At 68.6% G+C, this 12,038-nt stretch carries 10 protein-coding genes; 2 read left to right on the top strand and 8 right to left on the bottom strand.

All coding sequences use genetic code 11. From position 1 onward, the window contains the following. Positions 1 to 215 precede the first annotated feature (215 nt). The 6 genes from OYT95_RS27950 to OYT95_RS27925 form a co-directional block, all read right to left on the bottom strand. Complete coding sequence (locus OYT95_RS27950) at positions 216 to 1,208, bottom strand: alpha/beta hydrolase (protein ID WP_442972525.1); 993 nt, start codon at positions 1,206 to 1,208, stop codon at positions 216 to 218. A 246-nt stretch (positions 1,209 to 1,454) separates the two neighbouring features. Next, complete coding sequence (groL, locus tag OYT95_RS27945) at positions 1,455 to 3,080, bottom strand: chaperonin GroEL (RefSeq protein WP_005251801.1); 1,626 nt, start codon at positions 3,078 to 3,080, stop codon at positions 1,455 to 1,457. A gap of 228 nt (positions 3,081 to 3,308) precedes the next feature. Beyond that, complete coding sequence (locus tag OYT95_RS27940; protein ID WP_037237967.1) at positions 3,309 to 3,863, bottom strand: DUF6764 family protein; 555 nt, start codon at positions 3,861 to 3,863, stop codon at positions 3,309 to 3,311. Between the two features lie 80 nt (positions 3,864 to 3,943). Then, entirely contained in the window at positions 3,944 to 4,723 is a 780-nt protein-coding gene (locus OYT95_RS27935) for an HAD-IIA family hydrolase (protein ID WP_128641526.1), read from the bottom strand. Positions 4,724 to 4,782: 59 nt separating this feature from the next. Further along, positions 4,783 to 5,676, bottom strand: coding sequence for a universal stress protein (locus OYT95_RS27930; RefSeq protein ID WP_268789685.1), 894 nt, complete (start codon positions 5,674 to 5,676; stop codon positions 4,783 to 4,785). 12 nt (positions 5,677 to 5,688) lie between these two features. Then, entirely contained in the window at positions 5,689 to 6,690 is a 1,002-nt protein-coding gene (locus tag OYT95_RS27925) for a zinc-binding alcohol dehydrogenase family protein (protein WP_268792286.1), read from the bottom strand. Between the two features lie 147 nt (positions 6,691 to 6,837). On the opposite strand from OYT95_RS27925, the gene OYT95_RS27920 reads away from it, so the two are divergent. Both OYT95_RS27920 and OYT95_RS27915 read left to right on the top strand, forming a co-directional pair. Beyond that, a complete protein-coding gene (locus OYT95_RS27920) occupies positions 6,838 to 8,001 on the top strand; it encodes a PucR family transcriptional regulator (protein ID WP_268789684.1) in 1,164 nt (387 codons plus the stop codon). 85 nt (positions 8,002 to 8,086) lie between these two features. Beyond that, positions 8,087 to 9,343: an NAD(P)/FAD-dependent oxidoreductase gene (locus tag OYT95_RS27915; protein ID WP_268789683.1), complete on the top strand. Its 1,257-nt coding sequence runs from the start codon at positions 8,087 to 8,089 to the stop codon at positions 9,341 to 9,343. Between the two features lie 7 nt (positions 9,344 to 9,350). Here the strand turns inward: OYT95_RS27915 and OYT95_RS27910 are convergent, their stop codons facing one another. Both OYT95_RS27910 and hutH read right to left on the bottom strand, forming a co-directional pair. Further along, positions 9,351 to 10,214 carry an alpha/beta fold hydrolase gene (locus OYT95_RS27910; RefSeq protein ID WP_268789682.1) on the bottom strand — a complete coding sequence of 288 codons (864 nt, stop codon included), beginning with the start codon at positions 10,212 to 10,214 and terminating at the stop codon, positions 9,351 to 9,353. 58 nt (positions 10,215 to 10,272) lie between these two features. Beyond that, positions 10,273 to 11,820, bottom strand: coding sequence for a histidine ammonia-lyase (gene hutH, locus OYT95_RS27905; protein WP_268789681.1), 1,548 nt, complete (start codon positions 11,818 to 11,820; stop codon positions 10,273 to 10,275). Positions 11,821 to 12,038: the final 218 nt, after the last annotated feature.

Raw genomic sequence — 12,038 nt, 5'->3', positions numbered from 1 at the left:
AATTCAGCCTCCGTTGCCGTCCCTCACATTAAAGCATCAACCTCTGTCAGCACGCGTGGGTTTCGAAAAGTATTCTTCTACAACAACTCTCGAGCACTTCTGGACGGGCCGGAGCACGGACAGGACGAAACCGGCCCTCCGAAGCGAAGTGCCGGATCAATCGCTTTGTTGCAGCAGAACGGGATTCAACCGGGCTACGCGCGCAAATACTCCCTCTACAACCCCATGGAGGCGGCAAGCATCGGCCACGACTCGTGCAGGTCGTCTTCCCAGTAGCCCCACGAATGTGTCCCCGACGGCCGGAAGTCGAACGTCGCGTCGATGCCGAGCTCGTCGAACCGAGACGCCAGCCGGCGAGTGCAGCTGTCGACCGCCGCCTCGATGATTCCGCCGACGATCACCTGATTGGCCAGCATCGACGGATCGCCGTCGACCGACCTGGCAGTCAGAGTGTCGTGCTCCCCGGGAAGTCCCGAGGACGACGAGATGAACATGGCCGTGCCGCGAAGCTTCTCGGCATTCACCAACGGATCGTTGGCGACCCAGCCGGGGCCACCCGGCGGCCCCCACATGTTTTCCGAGTCGGCTCCGCCACGGCTCTCGACCACGGTCCGGACGTGGAACTGCCCTGCGTCGGTGCTCGTTTCGGCGCATCCGCTGTAGGCGCCGATGCCCCGATACAGCGACGGGGCCGCGATCGCGAGGCTCAGTACCGACGTACCCGCCATGGAGATGCCCGCGATGGCGTTGACGCCCGACGTCCCGAACTCCGTATCGATGATCGGCGGCAACTCCTGCGTGAGGAACGTCGCCCACTTGTTGCGTCCGAGTTCGGGGTCGTCGCGTTCCCAGTCCGTGTAGTAACTGAAGGCGCCGGCGAGCGGCGTCACGACGTTCACGTTCTTGTCGGCGAGGAACGACTCGACGTCGGTCTGGTGTTGCCACGTCGCCTCGTCCTCACCGCCCCCGGCGCCGTTGAGGAGGTACAGCGTGGGACGCGGGACGCTGGTGTCCGCGGGTGTCTGCACCGCCACCGGAACGACCCTCTTCATCGCCGGGGAGTAGACGTGCACCGTCACGGTCTCGGGGTCGGGATCGGGTTCGGCCGACGCCACCGGTAGACCGGCCGTCAACGGCAGCGCGACCAGCGTGCGTAACGCCGCGTTTGCCCACAACGCATTCGTCTCGTCCTTTTCCGTCGTACCCACGCCGCAGCGAACCGGAAAGTCGTTCGGGAGGGTTGCTAAAGGTCCTTTTTACCCGAATTTCCGCGGTCCGAGACCGAAATGCGAAAAACAGTTGAACAACCGACCAGTTCATGGAAAAGGGGAGGTCACAGACAAGAAAGAGCCCGGGACACCAGATGGTGTCCCGGGCTCTTCGAGCACTTCGTGCCCGTGAGTGGTGGGCGAGTCCGAGGACTCCTCACCCACTCACGGGAGGCGTAGCCGCCTTTAGAAGTCCATACCGCCCATGCCGCCGGTCGGGTCGCCCACGGGCGCTCCGGCCTTCTCCGGCTTGTCGGCGACGACGGCCTCGGTGGTCAGGAACAGAGCCGCGATGGACGCTGCGTTCTGCAGCGCGGAGCGGGTGACCTTGACCGGGTCGTTGATGCCGGCTTCGAGCAGGTCGCCGTACTCGTTGGTCGAGGCGTTGAGGCCGTGACCTGCGGGCAGGTTGCGAACCTTCTCGGCAACGACGCCGGGCTCGAGGCCCGCGTTGAAGGCGATCTGCTTCAGCGGTGCTTCGAGGGCGACGCGAACGATGTTCGCACCGGTGGCCTCGTCACCTTCGAGCTTCAGGTCGTCGAGCGCGGGAGCCGACTGCAGCAGAGCCACGCCACCACCGGCGACGATGCCCTCTTCGACGGCAGCCTTGGCGTTACGCACGGCATCTTCGATGCGGTGCTTGCGCTCCTTGAGCTCCACCTCGGTGGCAGCGCCGGCCTTGATGACTGCAACGCCACCGGCCAGCTTGGCCAGGCGCTCCTGCAGCTTCTCGCGGTCGTAGTCGGAGTCGCTGTTCTCGATCTCGGCGCGGATCTGCGACACGCGACCGGCGATGGCCTCGGGGTCTCCCGCGCCTTCGACGATGGTGGTCTCGTCCTTGGTGATGACGACCTTGCGTGCCTGGCCGAGCAGCTCGAGTCCGGCGGTCTCCAGGGAGAGGCCGACCTCTTCGCTGATGACCTCGCCACCGGTGAGGATGGCGATGTCGGCGAGCTGAGCCTTGCGACGGTCACCGAAGCCGGGAGCCTTGACGGCCACGGACTTGAAGGTGCCACGGATCTTGTTGACCACCAGGGTGGACAGGGCTTCGCCCTCGACGTCCTCGGCGATGATGACCAACGGCTTGCCGGACTGGATGACCTTCTCCAGCAGCGGCAGCAGGTCCTTGACCGTGGAGATCTTGGAGCTCACGAGCAGGATGTACGCGTCCTCGAGGACGGCTTCCTGACGCTCGGGATCGGTGGCGAAGTACGCCGAAATGTAGCCCTTGTCGAAGCGCATGCCCTCGGTGAGCTCGAGCTGCAGGCCGAAGGTGTTGGACTCCTCGACCGTGATGACGCCTTCCTTGCCGACCTTGTCCATGGCCTCGGCGATGAGCTCGCCGATGGACGGGTCGCCTGCGGAGATACCAGCGGTAGCAGCGATCTGCTCCTTGGTGTCGATCTCCTTGGCGGTCTCGAGCAGACGCACGGTGACGGCCTCGACGGCCTTCTCGATGCCGCGCTTCAGACCCAGCGGGTTGGCGCCGGCAGCGACGTTGCGGAGACCCTCACGGACGAGAGCCTGGGCGAGAACGGTAGCGGTGGTGGTTCCGTCGCCGGCGACGTCGTCAGTCTTCTTGGCGACCTCCTTGACCAGCTCGGCACCGATCTTCTCGTAGGGGTCCTCGAGCTCGATCTCCTTGGCGATGGAAACACCATCGTTGGTGATCGTGGGGGCGCCCCACTTCTTCTCGAGCACGACGTTGCGACCCTTGGGGCCCAACGTCACCTTGACTGCGTCGGCGAGGGCGTTGAGTCCCCGCTCGAGGCCGCGACGGGCCTCTTCGTCGAACGCGATGATCTTGGCCATTGCGAAGTGATCCTCCGGATTGGGGGTGACACACAAGGCGACCGCTAGTCGGGTCGCCTCATTTACGCCTTCGGCCGAGTTCGGTGCCCGCGACGGACGACCAGGGGTGTCTTTGGTTCCCGGTCTCACCGTCCCGACCTGGCACTCACGCGTCGTGAGTGCCAAGTGCATTTTTAGCACTCGGACAGGGTGAGTGCAAGGTCGGGACGGAACCGGTGCGCCGGGCGATCAGCGCATCGCGCAGACCTGACCGGTGTTCACGTTGAAGGCGAGGGACAGCGCGCCGACGCAGTCGACGCCGTTCGCGTCGGCAGTCGCACCCGAACCCCAGCCTGCGATCGCGACGGTGGTGGTGCCGTCGGCCGCACCGGAACGGGCGATGCCGCCGCCGAGCGCGAGCGCGTACGCCTGACCCGAACCGGTCGACGCACCGAGCGACGTTCCGTATCCGTTGGCGTACGTGGTGGCGCCGCTGTGTCCGTTGGCGACACTCACCGCGGTGCCGCTGTCCGCGGCCATCGCGTGGGCGACGCCGGCCTCGGTCGCCTTGGCGCCGCAGCTCGCGGTGTCCGACACCTGAACGTCGTTCGCCGACGGCGGGGAGACACAGTTGACGGGGGCGGCACCGGCGACGCCTGCGCCGGCCACCGAGATTCCCGCCGCGACGCCCAGACCCACGGCCATCGCCGCTCCCACACGTGCCAGCCGTCGGCCGAACAGAGACGAGATACGAGTACGAGATGCCGAGGCGGTCGAGGTGACGGGGGTGGAGACAGCGAGCATGGAAGCTCCTTCTGGGAACGTCGAATTGGAGGATTCGCCGCGAGAGTACCCGCTCGCGGCCGGTTAGTCCCGGACCGCGGTCAGGCGAGTTCGTCGAGGAGCTTCGGCAGCTGCGCGACCGAATCGACGACGTGGTCCGGTCGCTGCGGGGCGAGGTCCAGAATCGACTGGCGGAACTTGCCCGTCCGCACCAGCACGCCCGTCAGTCCCACCCGCTGCGCGGCCAGGACGTCACCCGTCAGATCGTCACCGACCATCACCGTCACGTCCGGTTCCGTGCCCATCAGATCGGTGGCGGTGAGGAACGCGGCGAGCGACGGCTTGCCCACCGAGACGACGTTGGTTCCCGCGACCTCCTCCATGCCGGGGAGGTAGGTGCCCGTGTCGATGCGCAGCCCGTCGTGGGTGGCCCACGTGGTGCCCCGGTGCATCGCGACGACGGGGACGCCGTCGAGCATCAGCTCGACCACGCGGCTGAGGGCCTCGTGGGTGAATTCCGGCCCCGCCCCACCGAGGATCACCACCTCGGGGTCCTCGTCGTCCAGTTCGATTCCGGACAGATCGGCTGTGATGTCGCCGCTGTTGAGGACCCAGGCCCGCGACCCGGGGTAGGTCGACCGGACGTACTCCGCGGTGAGCCGGGCCGCCGTGACGATCTCGCCGGAGTCCGCCTCGATGCCTGCCGACCGCAGGGCCTCGGCGATCTCGTCGCACGTCCGGGACGTCGTGTTGGTGAGGTAGGCGCACGCGAGTCCGCGCTCGCGCACCTCCCGCACCGCGGCAGCCGCACCGTCGATCGGATGCCACGAAGTAACCAGCACCCCGTCTATATCGAGCAGGACACCCTCGACCCCAGCCATGACAGGAGCCTATCCGCGCGGCTCGGACGGTGTCACTGCCGAGCACGGCTCGGACGGTGTCACTGCCGAGCCCGGCAGACGAGAACGGGGCAGGGGGCGTGGTGGACCAGATTCTGGCTGACGGATCCGAGCAGGGCACCCATCACCTTCCCCCGGCCGTGGCTTCCGACCACCAGCAGTTGCGCCGTCGTCGCGTGCCGCAGGAGGACGTCGGCGGACACCCCCTGTGTCGTCACCTCGTTCACCGGCACGTCCGGATACTCGTCCCGGATGCCGGCGAGGCATTCGGACACGACGGCCTTCTCCCCTTCCTCGTAGGCGGCCCAGTCCACGTACTTCGACGCATGGGCGAGCCCGTGCTGCTTCTCGCCGCTCCACGCGTGCACCACGTCCAGACCGACACCGAACGCGGACGCAAGTGCGAACGCCTCCTCGACGGCTTTCTCGCTGACCTGGCTGCCGTCCACGCCCACCACGATCGGGCGGGTGTCCGGCGACGCCGTCGCGGGCGCTCCCCGGACGACCGCGACCGGGCTGTGCGCGTGATTGACCGTGCGGAGCACCGTGGACCCGAGAAGGTAGTCGGTGACCGCGCCCGCACCCTGCGCGCCGAGCGCCACGACCCGCGCCGCCCTCGACAGCTCGATCAGGTGGGACGCCGCCGTCCCGGATCGGACGTCGCGCTCGACGGCGAGTCCGGGATGGTCCTGCAGGACGGCGGCGGTGGTGGCGTCGAGCATCGCGTTGCCGTCCTCGCGCAGTTCCTGGATGAACTGGGCGTCGATCATCATCGCGGTGCCGTTGTAGAACGTGGCCTCGTCCGGGTAGGTGTGGGCGAGCAGGAGTGGGGCGTCGATCCGGACCGCCGTGCCCGCGGCCCAGAGCGCCGCGTCGAGCGCGGCGCGTGAACCATCGATACCGACGACCACGGGCGGCCCTGCATGTTCGCTCATATTTCTCTCCCTCTACGGCTCGAGAACTGCTGCACCGCTGAACTTTCCGCCGTCCAGGTCGCGCAGGGCCCGGTCGGCGCGGTCGAGTGGGTACGGGTGGATGTCGATACTCAGCCGGTGTTCCGCTGCGATGTGCAGGAATTCGACGGAATCCGAACGGGTGTTGGCGGTGACGCTGCGGATCTGCCGTTCCCGGAACAGATGCCTCTGATACTCGAGCGTGGGAATGTCGGAGAGGTGGATCCCCGCGACTGCGAGGGTGCCGCCGTCGGCGAGCGCCTCCATCGCCACGGGCACCAGATCGCCCACCGGGGCGAACAGAATCGCGGAGTCGAGGGGTTCCGGCGGCACGTCGCGGACGCCCTGCACGGACGCCGCCCCGAGTCGCTGCGCCAGCGCACGGGCCTCCGCCCCACGCGTCATGACGTGCACCCGGGCACCGCGGATCGACGCGACCTGGGCGGTGAGGTGCGCGCTGCCGCCGAACCCGTAGATGCCCAGCGCACCGCCGTCGGGGACGGCAGCACGTTCGAGCGCCCGGTAGCCGATGATCCCGGCGCACAGCAGTGGTGCGAGTTCGGTGTCCGAGTAGCCCGCAGGCAGGTGCAGCGCGTAGTCGGCCGGGACCGTCGCGAATTCGGCGTATCCGCCGTCCGCATCCCAACCCGTGTACCGCGACTGCCTGCACAGGTTCTCCGCGCCGCGCAGGCAGGCCGCGCAATGTCCGCAGGTGTGACGCAGCCAGGCGATACCTACCCGGTCGCCGACTGCGAAGGACCCCGACACCGAATCACCCAGTGCGGCAACCTCCCCCACCACCTCGTGGCCGGGAATCACCCCTGGCCGGTGCACGGGCAGATCCCCTTCGGTCACGTGCAGGTCGGTGCGGCACACTCCGCACGCCAGCACCTTCACGAGAAGTTCGCCCGGCCCCGGCCCGGGGATGGTCTCACGTCCGAATTCCAGAGGGTGGCCCGCGACGGGGCCCGGCGCGACCACGCGCCACGCGGCCATCGTTCCGGTTCCGCCCTGCGCCGCCGCCATACCCCCACAATGCCCGTGCGGGGTGGCCACCGCCAGGACCCGGAGGCCCGTGTCTCGAGGACACGGTGTCGCGGCGAAGACCGGGCCGGACCGGCCCCGGCAACTAGGCTCCCAGACATGGACCTGCGCGGTGAAGACCTGTTCACGGTGGCGGGGTCGCTGGCCGAGCTGATCGGCGCGCCGATCACGATCGAGGACGAGAACTCGACGGTTCTGGCCTATTCGAGCGGCGAGCAGGCCGTGGACCAAGCCCGCATCGAAACCATCCTGGGACGGCAGGTGCCCGGGAAGTACCGGCAGCTCCTCGAGGACGCCGGCATCTTCGAGCGCCTCCATCGCGACACCGACGTCTTCTACGTGGACATGCGAATGCCGAACATGACTCCCCGCGCGGTGATCGCGGTGCGCGACGCGGGACGGTCGGTCGGGTCGATCTGGGCGGCGATGACGTCCGCCCCCACCACGGAACAGGAATCGATCCTGCGGTCCGCGGTCCCCGTCGTCGCCGAACACATCGCGGCGGAGCGGGAACGGGTGGACGTGACACGCCGGATGCAGGTCGATCGGGTGCGTGCACTGATCAACGGCGGCGAGCCCGCCTTCCGCGCCGCCGACGACCTCCGGCTGGAGGGAAGGCTGACCGTCGCGGCGGCCGCCCCGGTCGTGATCGGTCGCTCCCTGCCGTCCGGTTTGCTCGCCTCCCTCGGCCTGTACCTCGACACGCTGGCGGTCGATTCGGTCGCCGCCCAGCTCGACGACGTCATCTACGTCGTCATCGCCGCATCGGAGAAGGATGTCCGTCGCCTCGCCGAGAATTTCCTCGGTCGCGCCCGCAGCGGGGCGGCATTCGTAGTCGCCGTCGGACGCGAAGTGACCACGGCCAGCCAGGCTCACCTGTCGCGGGGGGACGCCGACCGGGTCCTCACCGTCCTGCAGCACGCCCGATCCGGCGGTGTCGTCGGGACGATGCAGGACAGTCTCGCGTCCGTGCTGGCGTTGCGCGTCGCGGACATCTTCGACGGCCTGGGCGAGCTCACCCCGCTCGCCGCGCTCACCCGGCACGACGAGCAGCACGGGACCGATCTCGTGGCCACGGCCCGCGCCTTCCTCGCCCACGGCGGCGACGTCGCCGATGCGGCGGCCGCACTGCACGTGCACCCCAACACCCTCAGGAACCGGCTGCGACGCTGCGTCGATTCGTGCGGCGTGGACCTGGCCGACGCGGACACCCGGCTCATCCTGATGCTGAACCTGAAGCTGACAGGACTGCGGGACATGTGACCCCTGGCCGATTGCACAGGGGTCACTGTCCGGGACTGGCCGAACGGCTACTCCCCCGGCGCCGTCGCCGACCGATGATGGAGTCATGAGCACAGTGCAGCGCCCTGACCATGTCGCGATCGTCGGAGCAGGCGTCGTCGGATTGTCCACGGCGTGGTTCCTCCAGGAGCGTGGCGTGCGTGTCACGGTCGTCGACCGGGACGGTGTCGCGTCGGACGCGTCCTGGGGTAATGCGGGTTGGCTCGCACCGGCATTGACGCTGCCGCTTCCCGAGCCCGCCGTACTGAAGTACGGGCTGCGCGCGATGCTGAATCCGTCGTCGCCGGTCTATGTTCCCTTCACGACCGATCTGCGCCTGGTGCGCTTCCTCGTCGGCTTCGCCCGGCACTGCTCGCCCTCCCGGTGGGAGGACGCGATGAAGGTCTACGCCGAGGTCAACCGGATCTCCCTGGGCGCCTACGACGAACTCGCGGACGGCGGCGTGCGGGAGCACACCCATCTCGCCGACCCGTTCCTCACCGCGTTCAAGTCGGACGAGGACCGGGAAGCGCTCGTCGACGAGTTCCGTCACGTCGAGGCCGCCGGCGGGGAGGTCGAGTACGACCGCGTCGACAGGGACGAGATCCACTCTCTCGAGCCGAGTCTCGGCGACGGCGTGCACTCCGGCCTGAGGCTGCGCAACCAGCGTTTCATCGACCCGCCGCGCTTCGTGCACTCCCTCGCCGACGCCGTCCGGGCCCGTGGCGGTGAGATCAGGTCCGGCTTCGACGTGACGGCTGTGCAGGATCGGGGACAGTCGGGGGTCCGGCTGGTCTCGGCCACCGGCGACGCGGTAGCCGCCGATGCCGTCGTCATCGCCAGCGGCGCACGCCTCAATGCACTGGCCCGCCCGTTCGGTGTCCGCGCCCTCGTGCAGGCCGGCCGCGGCTACAGCTTCAGCGTCCAGCCCCAGCAAATGCCGAAGAACCCGATCTACTTCCCCACCCAGCGAGTGGCGTGCACGCCGTTGCAGGATCGTTTCCGCGTCGCCGGAATGATGGAATTCCGCAGTCCCGACGCACCTCTCGACCCGCGCCGGGTCCAGGCGATCATCGAGGCCGCGACGCCCATGTTCACCGGCATCGACTGGGAATCGCGTCAGGAGGAGTGGGTCGGGTCCCGGCCCTGCACCACCGACGGACTTCCGCTCGTCGGAGCCACCCGCTCCCCCCGCGTGCACGTAGCGGGCGGTCACGGAATGTGGGGCATCGCGCTGGGGCCGCTCACCGGACGCATGCTGGCCGACTCCATGACCGGCGGCGAGGTTCCCGGCGTCATGCGGCATTTCGACCCGCTGCGTTGAGCGCGGCTCAGGACCGGGCCGCCCAGAATCTGCGCAATTCGACGACCAGTTCGCGCGAACGCTCGTCGGGGAAGAACAGCTTGCCACCCCGGATCTCCACGACTTCCCGCGCTCCCGGGATGAGGTCGCGCAGCCAGTAAGCCCACTTCGTCCGGAAGAACACGTCCCCGGTGCCCCACACGACGAGTGTGGGGACCTCGAGTGCCGCGAGGTCCGACTCGACCGCGAGCAGGTCGCGCGGATGGAGCGATGCGATCCAGCGCTGGAAGAGCAACGCTCGGTCGCGGGTGCCGAGCAGCGGCTCGATGTACGACGCCACGACTTCCTCCGGCAATGATCGCACATTCTGATACCCACTGCCGTACAACAGTTTACGAGCCCTCGACACGTTCCTCGCCAGCGGTCGCGCAATCCGCGCGAGCAGCCCCGCCCGGGCGAGCAGCACGGCGGGAAGGAACGCCTTCGGCGGCACGTTGTCATGGGTTTCGCAGTTCGTCAACGTCAGCGACGACAACCTGTCGGGGTGCCGGGCCGCGAAGATCTGCGCGACCGCCCCGCCGGTGTCGTTGGCGACCACGTCGACCTTCGGCAGCCCCAGCGCGTCGCACGTGGCGGCGACGACGTCGGCGAGTGCGCCGAGGGTGAAGTCCTGATCGGGCGCGGCGGGAGTGTGCCCGTGTAGCGGAAGGTCGAGCGCGACGCACCGTCGTTCTCCCTCGAGCTGACGGATCACGTTGCGCCAGAGGTAACCGGAGGTCCCGACGCCGTGAATGAAGAGCGCCGCACGGCCGGTGCCGGAATCGAGATAGCTCACCGGGCCACGGTCGGTGTCGACGGTCTTCCTGCGTGTGTCGAACTCCGCGAGACTCATGAGGACCATCTCCTGCACTCCACGGTAGTTCGCAAGGCTCGAGGGTCGAGCCCCCCGGTCAGTCCAGCTTTCCCACCACCGACTCCGCGCTCGCGACGAGAGCGCCGGACGAGGCGAGGGCGACCGCGGCCTCGATCTCCGGCGCGAGGTGACGGTCGGTCCCCGGTCCGTCCACGTGCTCGCGGATCGTGTCCCGCACCGCACCCGTCGCCGGCGACGGAGCGAGGGGGGCCCGCAGATCGAGCGCACGAGCGGCCGTCAACGCCTCGATCGCCAGCACCCGGGTGAGCCCGTCGACCGCACGGCGCAGCTTCCGGGCCGCCGACCACCCCATCGACACGTGATCCTCCTGCATCGCCGACGACGGAATCGAATCCACACTCGCCGGCGCCGCCAGCCGCTTCAGCTCCGAGACGATCGCCGCCTGGGTGTACTGGGCGATCATGTGGCCGCTGTCCACCCCGGGATCGTCGGCCAGGAACGGCGGCAGCCCGTGATTGCGGGCCACATCGAGGAAACGGTCGGTGCGGCGCTCGCTCATGCTCGCCACATCCGCGACGACGATCGCCAGAAAATCCAGCACGTACCCGACCGGCGCCCCGTGAAAATTGCCGTTCGACTCGACCCGACCGTCCACGGTGACCACCGGATTGTCGATTGCGCTGGCCAGTTCCCACGACGCCACCCGCTCGGCGTGCGCGAGAGTGTCCCGCGCCGCCCCCGCCACCTGCGGGGCGCACCGCAACGAGTAGGCGTCCTGCACCACCGTGCAATCCGGACCCGTATGGCTGGCGACGATGCCTGAACCCGCGAGCAACCGCGTCATGTTGTCCGCAGCCGCTGCCTGCCCGGGATGCGGCCGGAGCGCCTGCAGGTCCGGGGCGAACACCTTGTCGGTGCCGAGCAGCCCCTCCACGCTCATCGCCGCCGTGACGTCGGCCAGACGGAGAAGCCCGTGCAGGTCCTCGCATGCCAGCAGCAGCATGCCGAGCATGCCGTCGGTGCCGTTGATCAGGGCCAGCCCTTCCTTCTCCTCGAGGATCACCGGTGCGATACCGGCAGCGGCCAGCGCCTCCGCGGCCGGCCGCAGTTCGCCGTCCGCGTCCCGCACCGTGCCCTCACCGATCACCGCGAGCGCGACGTGCGCCAGCGGCGCCAGATCCCCCGAGCACCCGAGGCTGCCGTACTCGTGGACCACGGGGGTGATCCCCGCCGACAGGAGCGAGGCGTAGACCTGCGCGACCTCCGGCCGCGCGCCGGTCCTGCCGGTGGCCAGGGTCGACAGTCGCAGCAGCATCAGAGCGCGCACGACCTCGCGTTCCACCTCGGGGCCGTTCCCGGCGGCATGCGAGCGGACCAGACTGCGCTGCAGCTGCGTCCGTCGCGCAGAGGGGATGTGCCGGGTGGCGAGTGCCCCGAACCCCGTCGAGATCCCGTACACGGGCTTCGGGTCCTCGGCCAGCGCCTCGATGCGCTTCCGGGTTTCCGCCATGGCCGACATCGCGTCCCGCGAGATCCGCACCGGCGCGCCGAGACGCGCCACCCGGATCACTTCTTCGGCGGCGACCGCTCCGGTTCCGACCACGACAGACTCTTCGGCTCCCACAACCCCCAGTCTCCCCCGGGGCCGGGCGGAGAGTGAGGAGATTGCGGGAGCGACGACGGCGTCTACAACCGGCCGCGGAGAGCTTCCTCGATTTCGCGTGGCGTCATCAAACGTTCGAGTTTTTCACTCGGCCACGAGGACGGACGTCCTTGCAATCGGGCTGATTCGAGTAGAGGGAGAGGGCTGCGGTCCCACCGCAGGATCGAATGAACATTCAC

Origin of the sequence: Rhodococcus sp. JS3073, from assembly GCF_026810085.1 — a bacterium.
Taxonomy (GTDB): domain Bacteria; phylum Actinomycetota; class Actinomycetes; order Mycobacteriales; family Mycobacteriaceae; genus Rhodococcus_F; species Rhodococcus_F wratislaviensis.
The sequence above is the reverse complement of the archived record's forward strand: the minus strand, read 5'-3'. Positions and strand labels throughout refer to the sequence as shown.

Coding starts and splice junctions, on each gene's coding strand:
- groL (WP_005251801.1), bottom strand. CDS start 3,080: ATGGCCAAGATCATCGCGTTCGACGAAGAGGCCCGTCGCGGCCTCGAG.
- OYT95_RS27940 (WP_037237967.1), bottom strand. CDS start 3,863: ATGCTCGCTGTCTCCACCCCCGTCACCTCGACCGCCTCGGCATCTCGT.
- OYT95_RS27935 (WP_128641526.1), bottom strand. CDS start 4,723: ATGGCTGGGGTCGAGGGTGTCCTGCTCGATATAGACGGGGTGCTGGTT.
- OYT95_RS27930 (WP_268789685.1), bottom strand. CDS start 5,676: ATGAGCGAACATGCAGGGCCGCCCGTGGTCGTCGGTATCGATGGTTCA.
- OYT95_RS27925 (WP_268792286.1), bottom strand. CDS start 6,690: ATGGCCGCGTGGCGCGTGGTCGCGCCGGGCCCCGTCGCGGGCCACCCT.
- OYT95_RS27920 (WP_268789684.1), top strand. CDS start 6,838: ATGGACCTGCGCGGTGAAGACCTGTTCACGGTGGCGGGGTCGCTGGCC.
- OYT95_RS27915 (WP_268789683.1), top strand. CDS start 8,087: ATGAGCACAGTGCAGCGCCCTGACCATGTCGCGATCGTCGGAGCAGGC.
- OYT95_RS27910 (WP_268789682.1), bottom strand. CDS start 10,214: ATGAGTCTCGCGGAGTTCGACACACGCAGGAAGACCGTCGACACCGAC.